Origin of the sequence: Pelagovum pacificum (genome assembly GCF_016134045.1) — a bacterium.
Classification (GTDB): domain Bacteria; phylum Pseudomonadota; class Alphaproteobacteria; order Rhodobacterales; family Rhodobacteraceae; genus Oceanicola; species Oceanicola pacificus_A.
The window spans coordinates 2,863,473-2,885,767 of record NZ_CP065915.1; the positions used below are offsets into that span (position 1 = coordinate 2,863,473).

The window sequence follows — 22,295 nt, forward strand, 5'->3', positions numbered from 1 at the left end:
CCGAACGCCCTGCCCCAAGACGGAGGACCCCATGAGCAGAACCCTGAGCGTCGACCTCAACTCCGACATGGGCGAAGGCTTTGGCACCTGGAAGAAGGGCGACGACGCCGCGATCCTGAAGATCGTGAGCTCCGCCAACGTCGCCTGCGGCCTGCATGCCGGTGACCCGGAGATCATGGTCGAGACCTTCCGCATGGCCAAGGAGAACGGCGTCGCCATCGGCGCGCATCCGGGCTTTCCGGACCTCTGGGGCTTCGGCCGCCGCCCGATGCCCTACACGCCGGGCGAGATCGAACGCCTCGTCGCCTACCAGATCGGCGCGGCGCAGGCGCTAGCGTCCTACGCGGGACATGAGATCACCTACGTCAAACCGCACGGTGCGCTCGGCAACATGGCCGGCGCGGATCGCAAGATCGGCGACGCCGTGACCCGCGCAATCCTCGGTGTCGACCGCTCGCTCGTCTCGCTGTCGATCGCAATGGGGGCGCAGGATGTCTCCGCCCGCGAGGCCGGGCTCACCGTCGCGTCCGAGATCTTCGCCGACCGCGCCTATACCGAGGAGGGGCTGCTGGTCTCCCGCTCCGAGCCCGGCGCGGTGATCCACGATGCCGAGGCCGCCGCCGCCCGCGCGGTACGCATGGTCAGGAACGGCGCGATCGAGACGGTCTCGGGCCAGCGGCTCGAGACGCCGATCGACTCGATCTGCGTCCACAGCGACACGCCGACCGCGGTCGCCATCGCGGCCGGGGTCCGCGAGGGGCTCGAGGCAGCCGGGATCGCGGTCAAGAGCTTCATCGAGGGAGCGCGCGCATGAAACTCGATTTCCTTGTGGGCAGCTATTCCAAGGCCCCCGACGGGGGCATTTTCCGCGTCGAGGCCGACACCGACGACCTCGCCTCCGCAACTGTCACGCTCGCCGCGCCCGCCGATGAACCCTCGTGGATCACCTGGACGCCGGAGCGCACGCACCTGATCGCGGTCGAGGAACGGCTGCTGGAGGACGCGCCGAAAATCCACGCCTTCTCCGCCACCGGAAACGCGCTGACCCCGACCGGCACGGCGCCACTGCCGGGAATGCAGGCCTGCCACATCGGCGTCCACCCGCATCACCCGCTCGCGGTGAGCTGCCACTACGGCGACGGGTCCTTCGCGCTCTGGCAGGTGGCGGGCGACGGTCTGCCGCGCCAGCGACAGTCGCTGCGGCAGGAGGGCTCCGGCCCGAACCGCGACCGGCAGGACGGGCCGCACGCCCACTTCTGCGCCTTCATAGATGGCGGAGACGGTTTCCTCGTTGCCGATCTCGGCTCCGACGCGATTCACCATTACCGGCTGGGCGATCCCGCGACCGATCCGGCGGCGAGCTACGTCGGCAGCATCGCCCTGCCCCCCGGCTGCGGCCCGCGACATTTCACGGTCGAAGGCGAGGGTGCCCGCCTGACGGTCGCCTGCGAGCTGGACGAGACCTTGCGGATCTACACCCGCGACGGCGACGGCTGGACCGCCGCGGGCACGGTTGAGCCGTTCGGCCCATGCGATGTCGAAGGAGCGATCTCCGCGATCCGGCTCAGCGAGGATGGTAAGTTCCTCTACGTGGCCGGGCGCCGCCAGCGCGAGGTCGCGGTGCTCGCCACCGGTCCCGGCCTGCCGGAGGTCGTCGCCCGCACGGAGGTCGGCGGCCGCACGCCGCGCGACATGGTGATCGCCCCGACAGGCAGCCTGCTGATCGTCGCCAATCAGGACAGCTCCGCTCTGACCTTCTTCGCCCGCGATCCCGACAAAGGCACCCTGACCCGCATCGGCGGAGACGTTGCTGTGCCGACCCCTTCCTGCATCCTGTTCTGAAAGGACCCGCCATGCCGACTCTCATCGACGCCATCGACCGCCTCGACGCCGGGGACTGGGACGGAGCCCACGACATCGCGCAGGACGACGACAGCAAGGACGGCGCGTGGCTGCACGCTCACATCCACCGGGTGGAAGGCGATCAGGGCAACGCCGCCTACTGGTATTCCCGCGCAGGCCGCGCGCCCTTCACCGGCACGTTCGAGGAAGAGCGTGCCGAGATGCGCCACGCCTTCACCGGCTGAGCCGCTCCCTCATCTGGCCCGAAATACTCCCGCCGGAGGCATCGCTCAGGTCGCCTGCTGCCATTCCGGCAGCGGGAAAAGACGGTCGTAGAGCCAGTTGAAGCCGAACGCGTAGACCACGTAGAACAGCGCAAACGACACATCCATCACCAGCGCCTGCCACAGCGTCACGCCGAGATACCAGGCGATGAAGGGCATCAGCACGAGCAGCAATCCCAGCTCGAACAGCAGGGCATGTGCGACGCGGACGCGCGGGCTCTTCAGCGTGGTGCCCGTCAGGCTCTTCAGCACGATGTCGAAGCCGAAATTGTAGGCGAGGTTCCAGACCGTCGCGAGCGTCGCGCTGACGACCCCGACGACACCGATGTCATGGACCGGCATGTCAAAGACCACAGCGCCAAGCGGCACGACGAGGATGAGCGCGATCAGCTCGAAACTGAGGGCATGACGAAGACGGTCGAGGGGGGAGCGCATGCGGCGACCTCACGTTGGCTGCCGGGTCGTCCCGGCCTCTGGTCCATGATGGGGAGGTCGTCCTCGCTTCTGGGCCATATGGGACAGGCACCCGACGGGGGCAAGTCCGCACAAGACAAAACGCCCCCGGATCGCTCCGGGGGCGCTTTGACGTCAGGCTTGGCCGATCATTCCGGCAGGGCGTAAGCCACCATGTAGTCGCCGATCGGCGTCTCCATGAAGTGATGCCCCGTCGCGGCGATCATCACGTACTGGCGGCCGTCGATCTCGTAGGTGATCGGGTTGGCCTGCCCGCCTGCGGGCAGCACGTCGGACCAGACCGTCTCACCCGTCTCGATGTCGATGGCACGGATCAGGTTGTCCGTCGCGGCGCCGATGAAGACGAGGCCACCGGCGGTGATGACCGCGCCACCGTTGTTCGGCGTGCCGATGTTGAACGGCATGTAGGACGGGATGCCGAACGGGCCGTTGCGGCGCGCTGTGCCGAGCGGACGGTCCCAGACGGTCTCGCCCGTTTCGATGTCGATCGCGCGGATGCCACCGTAGGGAGGACGCACGCAGGGCATGCCGGTGTACTCGTTCCGCCAGCCGGCGTTCACGTTGATGCCGTAGGGCGATCCGGCCTGCGGATCGGCGGCCCCTTCGGCACCCGCGCTGCCTTCACCTGCCTGCTGCTCGTTGATCGGAACGGACGTCACTTCGTCCCGCGGCACCAGCCGGTTGTAGTTCGGCACATCGTTGTAGTTGGCGATGATGAGCCCGCGCTCGGGATCGACCGCGACGGAACCCCAGTCGGACCCGCCGTTGTAGCCGGGGTACTGGATCCACGGCTGGTCGGAGGACGGCGGCGTCAGGTAGCCGTCGTAGTTCGCGCGGCGGAACTGGATGCGGCACCAGAGCTGGTCGATCGGCGTGAAGCCCCAGGCGTCCCGCTCCTCGAGCGGCTCCATCCGCAGCGTGTGCCATGCGGAAACCGGCTGCGTCTCGGAGATGAAGTCCGGCTCGATCTCGCCGAGCGAGGGGGCCTCCACTTCGTCCACCGGCGTCAGAGGTTCACCCGTCGCGCGGTCGAGGATGTAGATGTCGCCCTGCTTGGACGGCAGAATGATCGCCGGCGTTCCCTGATAGTCGATCAGCGTCGACTGGCTGCCGAGGTCGTAGTCCCAGACGTCGTGGCGCACGGTCTGGAAGCTCCACTCCACCTCGCCCGTGGCCGCGTTCAGCGCGACCAGCGACGTGGCAAACTCGTTCTCGGCCTCGGTCCGGTTGGAGCCGTAATAGTCGACCGAAGAGTTGCCCATCGGCAGGTAGACCATGTCGAGCTCTTCATCGCCCACGGCTGCGGTCCACATGTTCGGCGTACCGCGCGTGTAGACTTCGCCCTCGGCCGGGCCGTCGGAATTGTCCGGGTTGGCGAGGTCCCAGGCCCACTGGAATTCGCCGGTCAGCACGTCGTAGCCCCGGATCACGCCGGATGGCGCATCCTCGGCCTGCCCGTCCTTCACCTGCGCGCCAGTGATGAGCACGCCGTTCACGACGACGGGCGGCGCGGTCACGGCATACCAGCCGGGAACGCGTTCGCCGATGTCCTGCCAGAGGTCGACGGTGCCATTCTCGCCGAAGTCCTCGCACGGCGCGCCGGTGGCGGCGTCGACCGCGACGAGTTTCGCATCGAGCGTTCCCTCGATCACGCGGGTGGCACAGATGTCACCCTCGGCGGCCTCGGGGTTGGTGTAGGCGGTCACGCCCCGGCAGGACGCGGAATAGGGGATCGCCTCGTCCGGCACGCCGGGATCGAAGCGCCAGTTTTCCTCGCCAGTGGCGCCGTCGATGGAAATCAGGATGTTCTTCGCGGAGCAGAGCAGCAGGTCGTTGCCGAGCTTCAGCGGAGTCGTCTCGGCGGCATACTTGCCGTCGGCGGCTTCGCTCGGCATGTCGCCGGTGCGGAAGACGAAGGCCTGCTCGAGCTCGCCGACGTTCTCGGCGGTGATCTGGTCGAGCGGCGAGAAGCGGGTCGCAGCGGCATCGCCACCGTAGAACGGCCAGTCAGCACCGACATCGGGCAGAACCGACGCCATGGACGCGTCGGGTGCCGCATCGGCCTCCTCCGGCGCCTCGGCGGTATCGGCATCTTCGGCTGTGGAGTCTTCGGTTGCAGCCTCTTCGGAAGCGTCTGCTTCCGTTGCGTCTTCGGCTTCGGGTTCGTCTTCGGCCTCAGGCGCGGAGTCCATTTCGGCTGCCGGCTCTTCGGCTTCGGGCGCCGCGTCTTCAGCGGGCTCCTCGGCCTCTGCGGCGGCGGGTTCTTCGGCCTCCGGTGCAGCGTCGTCTTCGGCCTCGGGAGCATCTTCGGTCGCGGCGTCCGCTTCCGGAGCGTCCTCGGTCACCGCGTCGCTCTCGGCCGCGTCGGTTTCCGTGGCTTCGGTCTCGGGGGCCTCTTCGTCGTCGACGACCTCCTCGAGCGGCTCGGCCGCGTCTTCGGTGGGTTCGACCGCCTCGGCGGCGGGCGCGTCCTCGGTGGCGGCGTCGGGCGCGACCTCGTCCGTGTCAGGCGCGGCGTCGGTCGCGGGGGCTTCTGTTGTTGTGTCGTCGGCGGGTTCGTCCTGCGCCATCAGCACCGCCGGCGGAGCGGCGAGCGTGGCGACGAGGGCGATCATCGATACTGAGCGATAGGACATCGGCGTGACTTTCAGTTCGGGAATGTTCAGCGGCGGCGGGCGAGTGCGGGAATGCAGAGCAGCACGAGCACCAGGATCAGGGTCGGCGCGACGAGGCGGGGCAGCTGTGCCCACCAGTCCATGCCGACTTCCCAGAACGCCCAGACCACGGTGCCGCCCCACGTCAGCAGGAAGACCCAGACCGCAGCCATGCTGCGCATGTTCAACAGAACGCCCGTCACGACGAGGCCAGCCCCGGCGAGGCCATAGTACCAGCTGCCACCAAGCGCGATGAGCCAGACGCCAAGCGCGAAGATGATTGCGCCGAGCAGGATGCAGATCCACCCGAGCAGCGTGACGGCCCAGCCGCCGCCTCGGGTTGAGTGGGAGGTAATGTCAGTCATGGGCGCCTCTTGAATTCGGACATCGGCGGCACTCCGCCGGTTCCACGGAGTGTCCGATGACTTAACGGAGAGGTCAGGGAACCGTTCCGTCCTGCGACAGAAAGTCTTGCGGAAAGGTCCGTTTATCCGACGAGACGGATGATGAGGGTGATCCCGCCAGCGATAAAGAAGAATGCGAACAGCGCGAACAACCCGTCCCGAACCAGCAACGAGAGCGAGAACAGGACCACCGCCGCGCCGATGATGGACGACGAGAAGGGCACGAATTCCAGCAGCGGCATGACCGATCCGCAGATCAGACAGGCAAGCTCGGTGATCCAGTTGAACGGCTTCTTCACCAGGAACGACAGCCGTTCCTTCGTCCAGCGGTCGAGGAAATCCGCCGGCTTCTTCATGTAGCCGATGCCCTTGGTGAGCTTCTCGGTCTCGACCGTGCGGCGCATCAACCAGTCCGGCAGCCACAGGTGATCGCGGTTCAGCAACATTTGCACCGAGACGAGCGCGATCAGCAGGCCACAGAGCGACGAGAACAGCGGGATGCCGGACAACGGGGTGACAACCGCCAGCGCGGGCGCCATCAGCACGGGCACGAAAGAGGCCTCGCCGAGGCTTTCGACCACTTCGCGCATACTGGTCTTTTCGCCGGTCGCCGCCCGCTCGAGGCTGTCGACGACGCCCCGTACGGAATCGATGGCACCGTCGTTCGCTTGATCTGGCGTTTTCATTCTTGCGAAACCTCGTCGCCTTCCGCCGGTTCCAAGCTGGCGAACCACGCGGCGAGCGCGTCGATCTCCTCGTCCGTCAGCTCCTCGGCGGCGATGGTCATCTTCTCCGACCCGGTCCTTCCGCCGTCCCGCCAGAGGCGGAGCTGCGTCGCGAGGTAAGCTTCGTCCTGTCCCGAGAGCGACGGGAAGCGCTGCGCCTCCGTCTGGCCGGGTCCGTGGCAGGCCGTGCAGGCGGGCACATCGTTGCTGCCGCGCGTGGCGAGCGTCTCTCCCTCGGCGGAGCCTTCGCCCGCCGGGCGCTCGATCGGCGTCTGCGCGAAATACTCGGCGAGATCGAGGTGGGCGGTCTGCGGCACGTCCGTCGCGGCCTGCTCCATGATCCCGCTTTCGCGGTCGCCCGCGTGGTAGGCCTGAAGCTCCGCCGCGATGTAGTCCGCCGACAGGATGTCGAGGCGCGGCACGTGGCTGTCGACGTCGATGTGGCAGCCCGCGCAATAGCCGGCCCCGGCCGGTCCGTCCTCGCCGACTTCGGTCAGGGCGCGCTGTGCCTCGGGCTCGATGCCCTCTTGCACGGCGACAAGGTAGGCCACGACGGGCCAGACTTCCTCTTCCCGGCCGACGCCGGGCCAGGCGGGCATGCCGCTCATCTTGATGCCGTTGTAGACGATCCAGTGAAGCTCGTTCGGCTCCCAATCTTCGACCGCGTCGTAGATGTGGGGCGGCGCGGGCAGCATCGCGCGCATTGTCGCTGTACGCTCTTCTCCGGGGACGGAGTGGCAGTCGGCGCAGGCACTGTCATAGTGCCGCGCGCCGAGTTCGATCATCGCCGGATCGGACAGGTTGTCCGGCACCTCGTCCTCGGGCATCGCCCGCAGCCCGACGGAGTTGCGGAAGGTCGAGTGCAGCACCCAGCTGACGCCCGGCCAGTGCCCCACCTGCGCGGACACGTTGTAGAGGCCGAAGCCCACGACGGCGCCGCCGCCGATGGCGCCGAGCAGGGCGAGCACGCCAAGGGTGCGCAGGACCATCTTCATGCCGTGGCCTCCTCCTCCGACAGGGCGCGCGAGGTCAGCCAGAGCCCCGCCACAAGATAGACCGGCGTGCCGACCGCCAGCATGATCATGCCGCCGAACTGCTGCGCGGAGACGTTCGGCTCCGTGCCGCAGAAGGCATAGTAGAGGTCACGCGGCGCGAGGATCAGCAAGGCGCCGAGCAACGTCATGTGCATCGACGTCAGCAACAGCCCCCCTGCCCCGGCGAGCGGATGCGTCGCCCGAAGGCACCCGGCCCAGACCAGCAGACCGACGACGAGAAAACTCGCCTGTTCGGCGACGAAGGCCGCATTTTCCGTCCGGGCGGCGCCGTGCAGGCGCGGCAGGTGCCAGCCCCAGACGACCGCGAACTCGAGCACCGCCGCCATCAGCGGCGCAATGGCCAGCAGCGCGCTGACCTTCGGCAGGCCGAGCACCAGCAGCGGCGCGACGATCGCGACCAGAGCCATGTGACGGATCATGTGGACCGGGAAGCCGGGCCACCACGTCTCCATCGGCAGCAGCCAGACCATCGCCAGCAGCATGATGCCGATCATCAGGAAGCCGGGCCGAACGCTCATGTGCAGCCTCGCAGCAGCACGAGCGGCATCGTCACGTAGACCACGCCGATGAAACTGATGATGGCCAGCAGGAACGCCGCGTGCCCGAGGAACTGGTGCCGGTCTTCCGCCTCGCCCTCGGGGTTGGAGAAGTCGCCGGTGTTGGTCACGTCCCACTGCCGGAACGACCGGAAACCGACCCACGCGATGCTGGCCAGCGCCACCACCGACATGAGGATCAGCGCGAGGCGCACGCCATCGGTGCCGCCCGCCTTCTCGCAGGCGATGGCGATGGTGCAGTAGCAGACGAGGAAATGCGCCGCCCAGATCACCGGCGCGGCGGTGATGCGGATCAGGCTCTCGGCCTCCTCGCGGAACTCGGCGCGCTCCTCGTCGCGGCGGGGCTGGCGTTCCTCGGTCATGACAGCACCATCGGCGCGAGGCCCATCACGCCGCCGGCGACGAGAACCGAGATCGCGTGGAAGTGCAGGAACAGCGTGACGTTCCAGATGTCGGCGTCATGGCGCGGGGTCATCTTGCCGAAGACACTCCCCGCCAAACAGTAGAGCTGCATCACCACTGCAACGGCAGCGTGCGCGACGATCCAGATGGTGATCGCGCTCATCACGGCAGGGTAGACGTGTTCCTTGCCGTCGAGGTGCAGCACGGAGAAGACGAGCGACGCGCCGCCGATCGCCGTCGCCACCGCCGCGACGCCGAGCGCGATGCGCGTGGTCGACAGGTCGCCGGCGCGGTTGCGGTTACGGGCCAGCAGGCTCAGCGCCCAGCCGGCAAGGATACCGACAACCGCGAGCAGCACCAGCCACCCGGTCGGGCCCGCCGCACCCTCGGGCGGGAAGTCCTCCTTCGCGGTCCAGTAGAAGAAGAAGCCGAAAATCACGCTGGAAAAGGCCGTGGCATCGCCGAGCATGGTGATCCACATCGCCCACCAGCCGACCGATTTCGGCCCCGACGCGTAGGTCGGCAGCCGGAGGCCGAGGCCGGCATCCTTCATCTCTTCCTTCGGCGGCCACGCCGTATCGGACCAGAGCCACCAGATGATGAAGCAGGCCGCGATGATGCCGCAGGCGACCGCCGGCTCATAGAAGCCGAAGGTGGGGAAGATGAAGCAGCCGCCGGTGAAGCCCGCGGCCCACAGAGTCTTCCACGTCGGGCCGGTGACTGTCTGGATATAGAGCGGTTCCGCGTCGATCACGCTGGTGATGATCGTCTCGCGCGTCTCTTCGCTCGCGTCGGGCAGGTAGTAGCGGCCCGCGTCCATCCGCTCGACCAGCTTGGGCTGGTCCCACAGCGGGTAGCGCGAGGTGATGTGCGGGATCGATCGCACGCCCCACGCCTCTTCCGGGACGTCGTGGCTCCATTCCAGCGTGCCGCCGCCCCACGGGTTGCGCGGGATCTGAGGCTGCTTCGTCTTGGGCCGGATCAGGTCGAAGACGAAGACCGCGAAGCCCGCCGCGATGACGAAGGAGGCCACGGTCGACAGCATGTTCAGCCAGTCCCAGCCGAGCCCGCCGGGATAGGCATAGATCCGGCGCGGCATGCCGAGCAGGCCGGTCAGGTGCATCGGCAGGAAGGTCATGTTGAAGCCGATGAAGATCAGCCAGAAGGCCCATTTGCCGAGCTTCTCCGACAGCATCTTCTTCCGGATGAAGGGGAAGAAGTAATAGACCCCCGCGATGATCGGGAAGACCATGCCGCCGAACAGCGTGTAGTGCAGGTGCGCAACGACGAAGTAGCTGTCGTGCGCCTGGAAATCGAACGGCGCGATGGCGAGCATCACACCCGTCAGGCCGCCCGCCGTGAAGATGGCGAGGCCGCCCGCGATCCAGAGCATCGGCAGGTTCACCTTCACCCGGCCCACCATCAGCGTGGCGAGGAAGGCGAAGATCTGGATGCCCGTCGGGATCACCACCGCCTGCGACGCCGCCGAGAAGAAGCCGAGCGAGATGTTCGGCAAGCCCGTCGTGAACATGTGGTGGACCCAGAGCCCGAAGCTCAGGAAGCCGGTGCCGACGGCGGACAGCACGATCCACGAATAGCCCAGGATCGGACGCCGCGCGACGGTCGGCACCACCATCGCCGCGATGGCAATCGAAGGCAGGAAGACGATGTAGACCTCGGGGTGGCCGAAAATCCAGAAGAGGTGCTGCCACAGCATCGGGTCGCCGCCCCGCGTCGGATCGAAGAACGGCCAGTCGAGCGAGCGTTCGAGTTCGAACAGGAAGTCGCCCGCGATCAGCGGCGGGAAGGCGAACAGGATCATGCCGCCCACGACCATCACGTACCATGCGTAAAGCGGCATGATGTTCACCCGCATCCCCGGCGGGCGACACTTGAGCGAGCCGACGATCAGCTCGACCGCCGCGGCGATCGAGGCGACCTCGATGAAGGACAGCCCGAGAAGCCAGATATCGCTACCCGGCCCCGGGTCCTCGGTCGCGAGGGGCGGATACATGAACCAGCCCGCGCGCGGCGCGATGTCGAAGAAGATCGAGGAAATGACGAAGATGCCGCCGATCAGGAAGCACCAGTAGCCGAAGGCCGAGAGCCTCGGGAACGGCATGTCCCGCGCACCGAGCAGCGCCGGCAGGATCAGGATCGAGATCGCTTCGAAGATCGGAACGGCGAAGAGGAACATCATCGCCGAGCCGTGCATGGTGAACAGCTGGTTGAAGCGGTCCGCCGAGACGAGGTCATTCTCCGGCACCGCGAGTTGCAGGCGGATCAGCAGCGCCATCAGCCCCGCCAGCAGCATGAAGCAGAGCGCGGTGAGCGAGTACCAGACGCCGACCTCGGTGTTGTTCACTGCCGACCAGTAACGCCAGCCCTTCGGCGTCTCCCACGCCTTCTTCAGCCGCGCCGTCTGTGCAGCAGAAAGGGCGGGATCGACCGGTTCGGCCAGCATCGCCTCGGTCGGCGGGTAGGGTCCGACGGGCGCGCGCTGGTCGGGTTCCTTGCCGGAGGGGGGCGGGGTTTCTTCGCGATCAGTCATTCGAGGGCCACCAGGTATTCGGCGAGCGCCTGCGCGTCCTCGTCCGAGAGATAGTCGTAGGACGGCATGTCGACCTCCGGCTTCAGGTCGCCGGTATGGCGCACCCAGAGGTCCATGTTCTCGAGCGAGGCCCCCATGCGGCCGGCGCCGATGGTCTGGCGGGTGCCCACGTGGGTGAGGTCCGGGCCGACCTGACCGACATGCTCCGTCCCGCGCACCTGGTGACAGGCGCCGCAGCCCTCGCGGTCGAAGATCGCGGCACCGGGAAGCGTCGCCGCCTCGGCCACCGCGTCGCCCTGCTCGGCCTCGAGCCAGGCGTCGAAATCGTCAGGCTCCATCGCCACGGCCTCGAACGCCATCCAGGCGTGGCTTGCGCCGCAGAACTCTGCGCACTGGCCGCGGTAGGTTCCGGGCAGTTCGGCGCGGAGCGACATCCGGGTCTCGCGGCCGGGGAACATGTCCATCTTGCCACCGAGCGAGGGGATCCAGAACGAGTGGATCACCCGGTCGCTGTCGAGCAGGAACTCGACCCGCTCACCGACCGGCATTCGGATCTCGTTGGCGGCGATGATCGGCTCTTCCGCGCCCTCGGGCCAGTATTCGATGCGCCACCACCATTGCTCACCCCGGACGCGGACGGTCAGCCCGTCCCCCTCCTGCCGCTGGTCGGGAAGGATCGACAGGCCCCACGCGAGCAGGATGCCGATCAGCACCGTCGGCATCAGGATACCGCAGACGATGACCATGCCGTTCGCCAGCCGGGCCTTCATCGACCCGGTATAAAGCCGTGTGACGTAGAAGAACGCGCCGTTCAGCAGCAGCCAGAGGATGACCGCCGCGACGAGCATGACAATGAATAGTGTGAAGAGGACAGAAGCGTCCTCACCCCCGCGCGAGAGGGCGCTCTGCGGCCCGGAACAGCCCGAGATCGCAAGTGCTGCGATCCCCGTGGTCAGCCGCCCCGTGGCGCGTCGTCTTGATGTCATGTTGGGGCGACCCCTCGTCCCGGCATCCTTTATCGTGATGCCAACATCCGACGGGTCGCTCCGGTTCCCGAAAATTTACGCCAACCGATTGATCGGCAAATGTTTCGCGCGCGAAACATCCTGAGGTTGTGCGCCCCTGACGCCCGCGTCAGAGCTCGATCTGGATCTTCACGTCCGTCGGCTTCGCCTCGACCGCGCGATCGAAGGCCGTGATGCTGTCCTCGAACGCGTAGGTCGCGGTGATCAGCGGTTTGAGGTCGACCTTGCCGGAGGCGATCAGCGCGATGGCGCGGTCGTACACGTTGGCATAGCGGAAAACCGTTTCGAGCCGGAGTTCCTTGGCCTGCAGGCCCACGATGTCCATCGGCACCGGTTCGACCGGCATGCCGACCATGACCGCCGCCCCACCCGGCCGGGCGAGGTTCGGCACGTCCAGAACCGCCGGCGCGGCGCCGGAGCATTCGAAGACGATATCGGCACCCCAGCCGTCGGTCAGCGCCGCCACGGCCTCCTTCGCGGTGGTGTCGCCGAGGTTGGCGGTCGTGATGCCGTCGTACTTGCCGATGATGTCGAGCTTGGGTTGCGCGAAATCCACGACGAGCACCTGCGCGCAGCCTCCCGCAAGCGCGGCGAGCGCGGTCATCATGCCGATCGGCCCGGCGCCGAGCACGACGGCGATGTCGCCGGGCCGGATGCCGGCGCGCAGCGAGGCCTGCATGCCGATGGCGAAGGGTTCGACCATCGCGGCCTCGGCGAAAGTGACCTGATCGGGCAGTTTGTAGGTGTAGCTCCCCGGGTGCACGACCTCCGGCGCGAGGCAGCCGTGGATCGGCGGCGTCGCCCAGAAGCGCACGGCGGGGTCGACGTTGTAGATGCCGAGCTTGCTGGCGCGGCTGTTCGGATCGGGGATGCCCGGCTCCATGCAGACGCGGTCGCCCGGCTTGAGGTGGGAGACGTTCGCGCCGACCTCGGCCACCGTGCCGGAGGCCTCGTGGCCCAGCACCATCGGCTCGTTCACCACGAAGTGGCCGATCTTGCCGTGGGTGTAGTAGTGCACGTCGGACCCGCAGACGCCGACCGTATGGATCGCGATACGCACGTCGTCGGGGCCGAGCTCGTGCGGCATCTCGATGTCCCGCAGGGCGAGACGTCCCTTCTCCTCGAGTACCAGCGCGCGCATGTCCATGACCTCCCCGTTTGATGTCGCCCCCGGAGTGCGACCCCGGCGCGGAAAGGTCAATGCCTCCGAACGATCAGACGGCGAGGACGACGGGCCCGTTGGCGACCGTCTCCACCGCGACCTCGGTGTCGTAGAGGCGGGACAGGATGTGCGGACGCATGATCTCCTTCGTCGGCCCCTCGGCGGCGAGGCGGCCGTCCTTCAACGCGATGACGTGGTCGGCATAGCGGGCCGCGACGGTGAGGTCGTGCAGCACGATGACCACAGTGCGCCCGGCGTCCGTCTCTTCCCGCGCAAGGCGCATGACGCTGCGGGCATGGGCCGGGTCGAGATTGTTCAACGGCTCGTCCAGCAGGATCACCGGCGTCTGCTGTGCCAGCACCATAGCCAACAGCGCGCGTTGGCGCTGGCCGCCCGACAGGGTGTCGAGATGGCGATCGGCGACCGCGCCGAGTGTCAGCCTCTCCACCGCGCGGGCGACGATGCGCGCGTCCTCCGCCGTGCGCCGCCCCTGGCTGTGGGGGTAGCGGCCGAACTGAACGAGCTCCTCCACCGTGAGGCGGGGGGCGATGTGGGTGTCCTGCCGCAGGATCGACAGCGTCAGCGCGAGCTCGCGGTGCGCGTAACTCGCAATCGACTTCCCTCCGATAGACACTGTGCCCGCCTGCACAGGCTCCAGCCGGCCGAGCGCGGCGAGCAGCGTCGACTTGCCAGCACCGTTCGGCCCGACGAGCGCGGTGAGCCGACCTTTCGGCACGGTGGTCGTGATGTCCTTCAACACGGGCGACCCGGAGAGGGAAACCCGCAGACCTTCCACGTCGATCATCGCACGCTCCGTCTGAAGATGAGGTAAAGAAACGTCAGCCCGCCGAGCGCCTCGATCACCACCGCGACGGAGGTCTGCAGCCCGAGAATCCGCTCGAACAGCGTCTGGCTGCCGACCAGCAGCGTCGACGCGATCAGGGCGGAGACGGGCAGCAGAACCGCGTGACGGTAGGTGCCCGCGACCTGCCGCGCGATCGCGGCGGCGAGCAGGCCGAAGAAGACCACGGGCCCGACCAGCGCCGTCGACACGGAGACGAGCAACGCGATGGCGGCCAGCAATCGCCGCGCCTCCCGGTCGTAGTCGAGGCCGAGCGACAGGCTCTTGTCCCGGCCGAGCGAGATGACGTCGAGCCGCCGGTGCCGGGCGAGCAGCCAGCCGCCGACCGCCAGCGTCATCGCCGCCGCAACCCACGTCAGAGCGGGCTCGACCACGTTGAAGCTGGCGTAGCTCGCAGACTGCGCGATGGCATATTCCGACGGGTCGATCATCCGCGCTAAAAGCGCGGTGAGGCTGCGGAACATGATGCCGAGGATCAGCCCCGTCAGCACCATCCGGGCGAGGTCGCGGGCGTCCTTCAGCAGCGCTCCGAACAGCAGCATCGCCGCGCCGGTCATCACCGCTGTTTCCGCCGCGAACTTCACGAACGGGTCGAGCGTCGCGAAGCCGAGGCCCGAGAGCGTGAAGACCAGCCCGGTCTGGATCAGCAGGTAAAGCGCGTCGAACCCCATAACAGAGGGCGTCAGGATGCCGTTGCCCGACAATGTCTGGAAGGCGACGGTCGACAGTGCGATGGCAGTTGCGACGGTCAGCAGCGCGACCAGCTTCGTGCCCCGAAAGCCGAGCACGAAGCCCCAGTCGCCACGCGCCCCGACGGACAGGTAGGCCGCCGTCACCGCCAGCAGCGCGATGCCCGCCATCGCGAGCGTGCGGTCAGTTGCGGGACGGGCGAGCATGAAGCATCCAGAGGAAAAGCGCCGCGCCAACCACGCCGAGAACGGTGCCGACCGGGATTTCGAAGGGGAACCGGATCAGCCGCCCGATGATGTCGCAGGCGAGCACCAGACCCGCCCCTGCAGCCGCCACCAGAGGCAGCGTGGTGCGCAGATTCTCTCCGACCATGCGGGCGACGAGGTTCGGCACGACGAGGCCGACGAAGGGGATCATGCCAACCGTCACGACGGTCAGCGCCGTGATGACCGACACGATGGCGAGGCCAAGCGCCATGACACGCTTGTAGTCGAGCCCGAGGCTCTGCGCTGTCGCTTCGCCCATGCCGACGATCGTGAAGCGGTCCGCGAAAAGGTAGGCCGCGATGCAGAGGATCGCGCTGAACCAGAGGAACTCGTAGCGCCCGATCATCACGCCGGACAGTTCGCCACCCGTCCAGATGCCGATCAGCTGCAGGAGGTCGCGCTCATAGGCGAGGAACGTCGTCAGCGCGCCGAGGATGCCACCGTAGACGATGCCGGTGAGCGGCACGAGCAACGGGTCCGCCGGCGGCAGACGCCGTACGAGCGCGAGAAACCCGGCGGTGCCGATCAGCGCGGTGATCGTGGCGGCCAGCATCTTGAGCGGGATCGAAGCACCCGGCGCGGCCAGCGTGACGAGCAGCAGGCCGAGCGCCGCCGCCTGTGCCGTACCCGCAGTCGCCGGTTCGACGAAGCGGTTGCGGGCGAGCATCTGCATGATGACGCCCCCGACGGCGAGCCCCGCCCCCGCCAGCATCGCCGCCGCCGTGCGCGGCAGGCGGCTCGCGAAGACGAGCCAGGGCTCCGCGCTCAACGACGCGACGCCTGTCAGGACGCTGGCGATTGCCAGCGCCCCGAGCAGGCCTAGAGTGGTCGCAAGTTTCACGAATTGCTGCCGAAGGCGCTCCGGATGGTTTCGAGCGTGTTCAGCGTGGACTGCGCGCCACCTCCGGTGATGTAGAGTTCGGCGGAGTTCAGATAGATCACCTGCCCGGTTTCCCACGCCGTCGTCTCGCGCACGAGCGCGTTGTCGAGCGTGGCCTCGGCGCTCGGCCCTTCCTGGCCGATGGCCGCGCCGCGGTCGATCACGAAGAGCCAGTCGGGGTCGATCTCGCGGATGAACTCGAAGGAGATGGCCTCGCCGTGGGTCGTGTCGTCGATGTCCGACGAGGCTTCGGGCAGTCCGGTCGCCGTGTGCAGCCAGCCGAAACGCGAGGCGGCGCCATAGGCGGAGACATTGGTGCCGTTGGTCATGACGATCAGCATGTCCCCCTTGTCGGCTACGGCATCCGCCGTCGCGTCGAGCGCGGAGTCGAGCTCGTCCCGCAGGTCCGCGGCGGCGTCCCGAAGGCCGAAGATCTCGCCGTACGTGTCGATCCGCGCGAGGATCGTGTCGAGCTGGCCTTCGGTCGGGATCGTCATGTCGAGCGTCGTCGCGAAGTCCGACAGCTGCGGCACAACCGCAGAGGACCGCCCGCCAGCGATGATGAGGTCGGGCGAGAGCGCGTTCAGCGCCTCGAAGTCCGGCTCGAACAGGGTGCCGATGTCGCCTTCATACTGCGACAGCCGCTCGAGGTAGGTGTTGTTGATGGACGCCGTGACCTCCACCCCCAGTGCATCCAGCGTGTCGAGCGCGGCGAGGTCGTAGACGGCGACGCTGCCCACTGGCGTCTCGACCTCGACGGGACCAGTGGCGGTGTCCACGGTCACGGTGTCGGCAAAGGCGGGACAGGCCAGCCCGGCGAGGGCGAGCGTAAGAAGGGGACGATTCATGAGGGTCTCCGACGGACGTTCCAGTTGAGTCGAGTATTTTGGTAAGTTATTGCTCCGGAGGGGTCCAGAGCGTTTCTTATAAAAATAGTCGGATTATATTTATGTCCTGATTTCCAGGTCTTGCCCGTCGATACCAAACAGCACATGCGACCTGCAGCGGCGGCGCGAGCACGTCTCGCACAAAGTCGACGCGCAATATTCGGCGCGCGCCGGGTGGGCCGCGCTGCCAGCTTGGGCATCGGTCCTGCGCGGCTGGGACGACGCTCGAAGTCGAAGTGAGCGCTGGATCAGGCAGGGCTCGACCGGGCGAAGGCAATCCGTCGACGACCATCCGAAGCGTTTCGCCTACCGAGAGAGGGCGAGGTGATGCCCCGACAGAGCTGAGCTTTCCCGCGCTGTCCGACGGCTGTCCGGAACCGGACACCTGACGCGTCGACCGGTCCGGTTGTCGGATCGCTGCCGGGACGGCTAGCGAAGCGCATGAGGTTTCCCCCTGCCCGCCCGCACGCCGGATGACGGCCATAGATCACGTTCCACGGCGCGGCCGTGCCGCCGCGCGGGGCATGGTGTGGAGCCTCGGGCAGAATGCCCTTACCACTTTGGTGACCCTGCTGGTCTTCGCCGTCACCTCTCGCACTCTGGGGGCGGAGGCGTTCGGGCGCGTGGCGCTCGCGACGAGCCTTATGACCTTCGCCCTTGCCGCCGCCCCGGTGGCCTTTGCCGAAGCGCTCGTTCAGGCCGACCGCCTGACAGACCGCCAGCTCGACGCGCTGTTCTGGTGCGCGGGGGCGGCCGGGATGGTCCTGTACCTGGCGGTCTGCGCGGTCGCGATGGTGGTGGCCGACCGGACGACCCTGCCGGAGATCGCGTGGCTGACGCCGGTGATCGCGTCGCGGGTGCTGTTCGAATGCTTCGCCATCGTGCCGACCGGCCTTCTGCAACGGCGCATGGCGTTCCGGACCTTGGCGCTGCGGCAGCTGGCGGGGGTGCTGGCGGGAAACGGTCTGTGCCTGCTGCTGGTCCTTGGTGGTGGCGGCATATGGGCGCTGGCGCTGAACGGGCCGGCGACCTCGCTCGCCGGGCTGCTGGTTCTGGCCGCCGGCGCTGGCTGGCGTCCGTCAGGGCTTGCCAGTCCCGGTCACCTCAAGTCGGTCGCGCGCTTCGGCGGCTTTGCCTCGGCAGTGCGGGCATTGTCGATCCTGCGACTCGATCAGTTGGTGCTGGGCCTATTCGCGGGGCCGGTCGCGCTTGGGGCGTTCTACTTCGCCAACCGCATCGTCCAGATCGGCAGCGGACCGGCGTGGGGCGCGCTCGGCCCTGTGACGCATGCGCTGCTGTCACGCTGTCGCGGCTCGCCCCCACAGCTGAGGGAGGGCTACTTGTCCGCTGCCTTCGCCGCGACCACGCTGGCGGTGCCGCTGTTCGGCGGGCTGTGGCTGGTCGCGCCCATCGCGGTGCCCAATCTGTTCGGGACACAGTGGAGCGAAGCCGTGCCGGTCCTGCGGGCGCTGTGCCTGACCGGAGCACTCGGGTGTTTCGGCGCGGTCAACGGCGCGTCACTGTCCGCCCAGGGGCGGGTCGGCGCGTGGTTCGCCTACCAGTCGGCGCTACAGGCCCTGCGCCTTGTCGTCCTCGTCCTGCTGCTGCCGCAGGGGATCGGGACCGCGACGATGGGCTACGCGCTCGCCGGGGCGGTGCTGTGGCCCGTCGCAACCACCCTTGCCGCGCGCGCCTGCGGCGTGAGCATCAGTCGGTTGTTCAAGGCCGTCGCCGCACCGCTACTGGCCGGGGCGGCCGCCCTTCTCATGTCGTCGGTGGGGGTCGCTGCCGCAGCCGTCGCCTTCGTAACCGTGCTGACCGTCGCCGGCTGGCCTAGACTGGGGGAGATGCTGCGATCACTGCGGTCTCAGGGATAGATCAGATCGCGCAGCGCCCGCGCCGTGTCGATGCCGCGCTGCCGGTTGGTGGGCTGGTCGTAGTGGATTCCGTCCGTCTCGAACGTCGCGCCGGCGGGGCGCGGGACGTAGGCGCAACGGCTGAACTCCAGCGGTTCGCCCGAGCCGGTGGCGAGCCCCTGTTGAAGGGCAACGAGCGCGGCGAGTTCGGTATCGACGACCGGATCGCCGCCGATTTCGGAGATCACGACCGGTACATCGCCCCATCCGGGCTCTGCGCGGCAGGCTTCGATCAGGGCCGGCGCGGCAATCGACCACTCGGCGCGCTTGCCCGCACCGGTGTCGCTCTCCCCCTGGCAGAAGACGATGCCGCCCATCACCGACCCGGCTGGTGCATCGGTCCAGACCTTGCGGGTCTGCAGCCAGAAGTTGTCGACCGCGTCGGGCGTGAGGCTGTCAGCACGCCATGCGGCGTAGTCGCCACCGAAGCCTCCGCCGGCATGGCCCGTGGCCACGAAGACGATCGTGTAGTCCGCCGGCACGACCTTGCGCAGCTCGCGCAGGAAGGCGCCGCTCGGCCCGCCGCCGGCGTTGATCGTATGGTGCACGATGGGGTCGACGGCCAGCATCGGCTCTCCGCAGCCCGCCCCGTCGAGGCTCGCACCGTAACTCGCGTTCGCAAGGCTCGGGATAACGACGCATCCTGGCACCGGCGTGTCGAAGTCCGGGTCCGCCGTCGCCGCCGCGCCGACCCAGTTCGACTGGGCGATGCAGGTCACGATGAACCACTTCTGGGCCAGAAGCGCGGTCAGGTCAGTCATGTGGATCGCCTCGACAGTGCCCGAGGTCGCGGGATTGAAGGTCACGACCCCCCGGACGGCCGCGCCGGACGCCGTTGTGACACAGCCCTGCCGCCACCCGGTCAGCGCCTTTGCATTGGCGTTCGTAGCTCCTTCGGAGCTGTCGATGCCCGCCTTGCCTCCCGACAGCGCGGAGATCAACGCGAGGATCGACACTCGGTGCCCCGCCGCGACTGTAGTCGGGGTCAGCGGCCCGACTCCGCGGACCCTGGTGTTGGTTCCGTCGCAAATGGCCTGACCGCCCGAGACGGTGATCGCCGGCTCGTCCTCCTCGACCGCCCAACTGTTGGTATCGTCCGCCTCTGCCTGCGCCGGCGCGAGGAGCGTGCCGGGGAAGTTCGTGGGCGGCACGGCCGGCATGGTGAATCCGAAGAGGCCGGGTGGTGGCGGCGGTGCCTCCGTCCCTCCTGTTGCCAATGTGCCCGATACGCCCAGCCCGATCGACAGCATTCCGACCCTCCACTCATCCGGGGATTGCAATTGATACAATCCGACATTAGCCATGAGTGCGTTAACAAGTGCCGCCCGCCTCGGGCGTTGCGCCGTAGTGTTCGGGCTTGAAGAGTTGGACTGGCTGCCGCAGATCGACAGACTTGCCGCTCTGCGGCGCCGCTTCTCTGACCGGCCGGCCGTGCGCTATCAGGTGCTGGGCGAGCGCTGTTCTGGGACCAATTTCCTCGACCGTCTGATCGCCGAGAACCTGCCGGTCGCCCCCGCCCATGCCGTGCGCTGGAAACACGGGTTCCCGGATTTCATCGCCGCCCCGGCCGACGTGGTCTTCGTGGTTATCTTCCGAGAGGCCTTGGGCTGGATTTCAAGCCTTTATTCAAAGCCTTGGCATGCAGACCCGCAACTTCGCCGGCACGGGTTTTCCGAGTTCATCCGGGCGAAGTGGCGCTCGAGTGTCGACGACCACCGCCATTTCAGGCTGTGGCGAGGCGATTCCCGGGTGGGCCAGCCGCTGAATGCCGACCTGCACCCGCTGACGGGTCAGCCCTTCAACTCCGTTTTCGAACTGCGCGCGGCGAAGATGGCCGCGCACCTGTCTCTGCCCCATCGCGGCGCGCGCGTCGTGTTCACCACGCTTGCCGAGGCTACCGCCGACCCCGCCGGCGTCATCAAGGCTGTTGCGGCAGCCTGCAACATCGCTCCACCCGGTGAGGTGAAGGTACCGGAGGGCCATTTCGGCTGGACCTGGGAAGAGCGGCGCGTCACGCCTGAGCGCAAGACCGACATCATCACCCCCGAAGAGCGCGCTTACATCCTGTCCCGTCTCGACTTGGCGCAGGAACGCCGCGCCGGGCTCCATTATCCCGTGCTATCGTCGGTTTCGTAGAACTTTCGCGATTTGTCCCGCCAGTGCCGCGGTCCGGCCCGGATGCGCGCCCCACAGCGCTGTGATCCTCGCCCCTGCAGCAGCGGGAGCGCGAGATGGAGCATTGGATTTCACCGCAGGCCATTACGGTCGGGCAGCTTGGACAGCCGTGGACGGAGCGTGACTGGCTGGCCGCGACCTGGGGAAAGTCGCCCCTCATGGATTGGAGCGCAGACAATGTCGAACTCGCGGATATCGGCCTGACGCTCCTCCTCGATCAGTCGATCGACGGCGGTGCGCCGTTTGAAGGCGCCGAAATTCAGTCCCGCGCCGTCGCCACGACCGGGACCTGGAGCTGGCTGGCGCAGGTGCCGGAGATGGTCGATGGCGCGGTCTTCGGCATGTTCGTGTTCAAGGCGGACTGGCGCAACGATCCATGGATCGAGTTCGATTTCGAGTTCGTGGGCGCGCGGACCGACGCCGTACAACTGACCGTCCACATGGAGAACGCGTCCGGAACGCATGTCACCAACCTCTCACCAGTGGTGATCCCGCTCGGCTTCGACGCCTCCGCCGCGCCGCATCTCTACGAGATCGACGTGGGCACGGGCGTGACCCGCTTCCTGGTCGACGGGCGCGAAATCCACAGCTTTTCGGCCGGCGACATGCCCGGCGACCTGTGGTCGACTGGTGATCTGCGCGCCTTCACAAGCCTCTGGGCGGCGCAGCCATCGCTTTCTGACTGGACGGGGGATTGGGCCTGGCCGGGATCGCCGCTCGCTGCCCAAGTCGAAGGGGTCTGGACGCCGGCATCTCCATTTTCGCTGTCGTTCGAAGAGCTTACGCCGACGCAATCTGCGGCCACCACCGGGGGGCGCCTTCGCGGCGGGGGCGGCGCCGACGTCTTGGCGGGCTCGGGGGATAGGGACATCGTGGACGGCTTCTCCGGCGCGGATGCGCTCGGCGGGGGCCCGGGTGACGATCATTTGCGGGGCGGCGACGGCGACGACTGGCTCGACGGTGGCGAGGGTGATGACCGACTGTTCGCCGGTCACGGCGACGATCTGCTGACCGCAGGCGACGGCCGGGACGTGCTTCGCGGCGATGCCGGACGGGACCTGCTTCGCGCCGGCGCCGGCGATGACCGGCTGTTCGGTGGCGACGGAGACGATCAGATGTCCGGCGGCGCTGGCCGGGATGTCCTCAAGGGTGGCGACGGCGACGATTTGCTGGAGGGCGGCGCGGGTCATGATGTTCTCTGGGGGAACGACGGTGCGGATGTGTTCCGGCTCGACGGGGATGCATCTGACCGGATACGCGATTTTTCCATCACGGGCGGGGACTTGCTCGACCTCCGCTCGCTTCGGGCCGAAGCCGACCAACTGGAGCTCGCAGGCCGGGGCGAATGGCACCGGCTGCTGCTTCACTCGGACGGTGAGGTCAGCGAACTGGCAACCTTCGATATCGAGGACGCGGGTCGGATAAGTCTGGCCGAGCTGATCGAGGCGGATTGTCTGCTACTTTGAGGCAACTTTTCAGTAACT

General features: G+C 67.7%; 21 protein-coding genes. 6 read left to right on the forward strand and 15 right to left on the reverse strand.

Going from position 1 to position 22,295, the window contains the following annotated elements; all coding sequences use genetic code 11:
* Positions 1-31 precede the first annotated feature (31 nt).
* From I8N54_RS14015 to I8N54_RS14025, 3 genes are read left to right on the forward strand one after another with little or no spacing between them, the layout of a single operon-like run.
* Positions 32-814, forward strand: coding sequence for a LamB/YcsF family protein (locus tag I8N54_RS14015; protein WP_140197448.1), 783 nt, complete (start codon positions 32-34; stop codon positions 812-814).
* Positions 811-1,842, forward strand: coding sequence for a lactonase family protein (locus I8N54_RS14020; protein WP_140197447.1), 1,032 nt, complete (start codon positions 811-813; stop codon positions 1,840-1,842). Before I8N54_RS14015 ends, I8N54_RS14020 begins: the two co-directional genes overlap by 4 nt.
* Positions 1,843-1,853: 11 nt before the next feature.
* The gene (locus I8N54_RS14025) at positions 1,854-2,087 is read left to right on the forward strand and encodes a hypothetical protein (protein WP_140197446.1); all 234 of its coding nucleotides are present in this window, start codon (positions 1,854-1,856) and stop codon (positions 2,085-2,087) included.
* 45 nt (positions 2,088-2,132) lie between these two features.
* Here the strand turns inward: I8N54_RS14025 and I8N54_RS14030 are convergent, their stop codons facing one another.
* The 14 genes from I8N54_RS14030 to I8N54_RS14095 form a co-directional block, all read right to left on the reverse strand.
* Positions 2,133-2,561: a PACE efflux transporter gene (locus I8N54_RS14030; RefSeq protein WP_140197445.1), complete on the reverse strand. Its 429-nt coding sequence runs from the start codon at positions 2,559-2,561 to the stop codon at positions 2,133-2,135.
* 167 nt (positions 2,562-2,728) lie between these two features.
* Positions 2,729-5,236, reverse strand: a complete 2,508-nt coding sequence (locus I8N54_RS14035) for a pyrroloquinoline quinone-dependent dehydrogenase (RefSeq protein WP_231592773.1) — start codon at positions 5,234-5,236, stop codon at positions 2,729-2,731.
* A gap of 26 nt (positions 5,237-5,262) precedes the next feature.
* Complete coding sequence (locus tag I8N54_RS14040; RefSeq protein WP_140197444.1) at positions 5,263-5,619, reverse strand: glucose dehydrogenase; 357 nt, start codon at positions 5,617-5,619, stop codon at positions 5,263-5,265.
* A gap of 122 nt (positions 5,620-5,741) precedes the next feature.
* The gene (locus I8N54_RS14045; protein ID WP_140197443.1) at positions 5,742-6,344 is read right to left on the reverse strand and encodes an exopolysaccharide biosynthesis protein; all 603 of its coding nucleotides are present in this window, start codon (positions 6,342-6,344) and stop codon (positions 5,742-5,744) included.
* Positions 6,341-7,378, reverse strand: coding sequence for a c-type cytochrome (locus I8N54_RS14050; RefSeq protein WP_140197442.1), 1,038 nt, complete (start codon positions 7,376-7,378; stop codon positions 6,341-6,343). Before I8N54_RS14050 ends, I8N54_RS14045 begins: the two co-directional genes overlap by 4 nt.
* Complete coding sequence (locus I8N54_RS14055; protein ID WP_197097687.1) at positions 7,375-7,956, reverse strand: cytochrome c oxidase assembly protein; 582 nt, start codon at positions 7,954-7,956, stop codon at positions 7,375-7,377. The genes I8N54_RS14050 and I8N54_RS14055 overlap by 4 nt, the downstream gene beginning before the upstream one ends.
* A complete protein-coding gene (locus I8N54_RS14060) occupies positions 7,953-8,357 on the reverse strand; it encodes a hypothetical protein (protein WP_140197441.1) in 405 nt (134 codons plus the stop codon). The genes I8N54_RS14055 and I8N54_RS14060 overlap by 4 nt, the downstream gene beginning before the upstream one ends.
* Positions 8,354-10,948, reverse strand: coding sequence for a cytochrome c oxidase subunit I (gene ctaD, locus I8N54_RS14065; RefSeq protein ID WP_140197440.1), 2,595 nt, complete (start codon positions 10,946-10,948; stop codon positions 8,354-8,356). The genes I8N54_RS14060 and ctaD overlap by 4 nt, the downstream gene beginning before the upstream one ends.
* Entirely contained in the window at positions 10,945-11,934 is a 990-nt protein-coding gene (gene coxB, locus I8N54_RS14070; RefSeq protein WP_140197439.1) for a cytochrome c oxidase subunit II, read from the reverse strand. Before coxB ends, ctaD begins: the two co-directional genes overlap by 4 nt.
* A 148-nt stretch (positions 11,935-12,082) precedes the next feature.
* The gene (locus tag I8N54_RS14075; RefSeq protein ID WP_140197438.1) at positions 12,083-13,114 is read right to left on the reverse strand and encodes an NAD(P)-dependent alcohol dehydrogenase; all 1,032 of its coding nucleotides are present in this window, start codon (positions 13,112-13,114) and stop codon (positions 12,083-12,085) included.
* 73 nt (positions 13,115-13,187) lie between these two features.
* Entirely contained in the window at positions 13,188-13,940 is a 753-nt protein-coding gene (locus I8N54_RS14080; protein ID WP_140197437.1) for an iron ABC transporter ATP-binding protein, read from the reverse strand.
* A complete protein-coding gene (locus tag I8N54_RS14085; protein WP_231592772.1) occupies positions 13,937-14,893 on the reverse strand; it encodes an iron chelate uptake ABC transporter family permease subunit in 957 nt (318 codons plus the stop codon). Before I8N54_RS14085 ends, I8N54_RS14080 begins: the two co-directional genes overlap by 4 nt.
* Positions 14,871-15,794 (reverse strand): ABC transporter permease, encoded by a 924-nt coding sequence (locus tag I8N54_RS14090; RefSeq protein ID WP_140197436.1) that lies wholly within the window; start codon positions 15,792-15,794, stop codon positions 14,871-14,873. The genes I8N54_RS14085 and I8N54_RS14090 overlap by 23 nt, the downstream gene beginning before the upstream one ends.
* On the reverse strand, positions 15,791-16,681 hold the full coding sequence (locus I8N54_RS14095) for a siderophore ABC transporter substrate-binding protein (RefSeq protein WP_140197435.1): 891 nt from the start codon (positions 16,679-16,681) through the stop codon (positions 15,791-15,793). Before I8N54_RS14095 ends, I8N54_RS14090 begins: the two co-directional genes overlap by 4 nt.
* Before the next feature lie 512 nt (positions 16,682-17,193).
* Here I8N54_RS14095 and I8N54_RS14100 point away from each other — a divergent pair.
* Positions 17,194-18,597, forward strand: coding sequence for an oligosaccharide flippase family protein (locus tag I8N54_RS14100; protein WP_140197434.1), 1,404 nt, complete (start codon positions 17,194-17,196; stop codon positions 18,595-18,597).
* Here I8N54_RS14100 and I8N54_RS14105 read toward each other — a convergent pair.
* Positions 18,588-19,886 carry a sialate O-acetylesterase gene (locus I8N54_RS14105; RefSeq protein ID WP_197097686.1) on the reverse strand — a complete coding sequence of 433 codons (1,299 nt, stop codon included), beginning with the start codon at positions 19,884-19,886 and terminating at the stop codon, positions 18,588-18,590. The genes I8N54_RS14100 and I8N54_RS14105 overlap by 10 nt on opposite strands.
* 115 nt (positions 19,887-20,001) lie before the next feature.
* Here I8N54_RS14105 and I8N54_RS14110 point away from each other — a divergent pair, with 115 nt between their 5' ends.
* Both I8N54_RS14110 and I8N54_RS14115 read left to right on the forward strand, forming a co-directional pair.
* Entirely contained in the window at positions 20,002-20,772 is a 771-nt protein-coding gene (locus I8N54_RS14110) for a hypothetical protein (RefSeq protein WP_140197432.1), read from the forward strand.
* A gap of 95 nt (positions 20,773-20,867) precedes the next feature.
* Positions 20,868-22,277 (forward strand): family 16 glycosylhydrolase, encoded by a 1,410-nt coding sequence (locus I8N54_RS14115; protein WP_140197431.1) that lies wholly within the window; start codon positions 20,868-20,870, stop codon positions 22,275-22,277.
* The last annotated feature ends 18 nt before the right edge of the window (positions 22,278-22,295 follow it).

What these genes read in the sequence shown, in the direction of transcription:
- I8N54_RS14060 (WP_140197441.1), bottom strand. Translation starts at nt 8,357, where the DNA reads ATGACCGAGGAACGCCAGCCCCGCCGCGACGAGGAGCGCGCCGAGTTC.
- I8N54_RS14035 (WP_231592773.1), bottom strand. Translation starts at nt 5,236, where the DNA reads ATGTCCTATCGCTCAGTATCGATGATCGCCCTCGTCGCCACGCTCGCC.
- I8N54_RS14080 (WP_140197437.1), bottom strand. Translation starts at nt 13,940, where the DNA reads ATGATCGACGTGGAAGGTCTGCGGGTTTCCCTCTCCGGGTCGCCCGTG.
- I8N54_RS14095 (WP_140197435.1), bottom strand. Translation starts at nt 16,681, where the DNA reads ATGAATCGTCCCCTTCTTACGCTCGCCCTCGCCGGGCTGGCCTGTCCC.
- I8N54_RS14085 (WP_231592772.1), bottom strand. Translation starts at nt 14,893, where the DNA reads ATGCTCGCCCGTCCCGCAACTGACCGCACGCTCGCGATGGCGGGCATC.
- I8N54_RS14100 (WP_140197434.1), top strand. Translation starts at nt 17,194, where the DNA reads ATGACGGCCATAGATCACGTTCCACGGCGCGGCCGTGCCGCCGCGCGG.
- I8N54_RS14025 (WP_140197446.1), top strand. Translation starts at nt 1,854, where the DNA reads ATGCCGACTCTCATCGACGCCATCGACCGCCTCGACGCCGGGGACTGG.
- ctaD (WP_140197440.1), bottom strand. Translation starts at nt 10,948, where the DNA reads ATGACTGATCGCGAAGAAACCCCGCCCCCCTCCGGCAAGGAACCCGAC.
- I8N54_RS14105 (WP_197097686.1), bottom strand. Translation starts at nt 19,886, where the DNA reads ATGCTGTCGATCGGGCTGGGCGTATCGGGCACATTGGCAACAGGAGGG.
- I8N54_RS14075 (WP_140197438.1), bottom strand. Translation starts at nt 13,114, where the DNA reads ATGCGCGCGCTGGTACTCGAGGAGAAGGGACGTCTCGCCCTGCGGGAC.
- I8N54_RS14045 (WP_140197443.1), bottom strand. Translation starts at nt 6,344, where the DNA reads ATGAAAACGCCAGATCAAGCGAACGACGGTGCCATCGATTCCGTACGG.
- I8N54_RS14115 (WP_140197431.1), top strand. Translation starts at nt 20,868, where the DNA reads ATGGAGCATTGGATTTCACCGCAGGCCATTACGGTCGGGCAGCTTGGA.
- I8N54_RS14020 (WP_140197447.1), top strand. Translation starts at nt 811, where the DNA reads ATGAAACTCGATTTCCTTGTGGGCAGCTATTCCAAGGCCCCCGACGGG.
- I8N54_RS14015 (WP_140197448.1), top strand. Translation starts at nt 32, where the DNA reads ATGAGCAGAACCCTGAGCGTCGACCTCAACTCCGACATGGGCGAAGGC.
- I8N54_RS14030 (WP_140197445.1), bottom strand. Translation starts at nt 2,561, where the DNA reads ATGCGCTCCCCCCTCGACCGTCTTCGTCATGCCCTCAGTTTCGAGCTG.
- I8N54_RS14040 (WP_140197444.1), bottom strand. Translation starts at nt 5,619, where the DNA reads ATGACTGACATTACCTCCCACTCAACCCGAGGCGGCGGCTGGGCCGTC.
- coxB (WP_140197439.1), bottom strand. Translation starts at nt 11,934, where the DNA reads ATGACATCAAGACGACGCGCCACGGGGCGGCTGACCACGGGGATCGCA.
- I8N54_RS14050 (WP_140197442.1), bottom strand. Translation starts at nt 7,378, where the DNA reads ATGAAGATGGTCCTGCGCACCCTTGGCGTGCTCGCCCTGCTCGGCGCC.
- I8N54_RS14055 (WP_197097687.1), bottom strand. Translation starts at nt 7,956, where the DNA reads ATGAGCGTTCGGCCCGGCTTCCTGATGATCGGCATCATGCTGCTGGCG.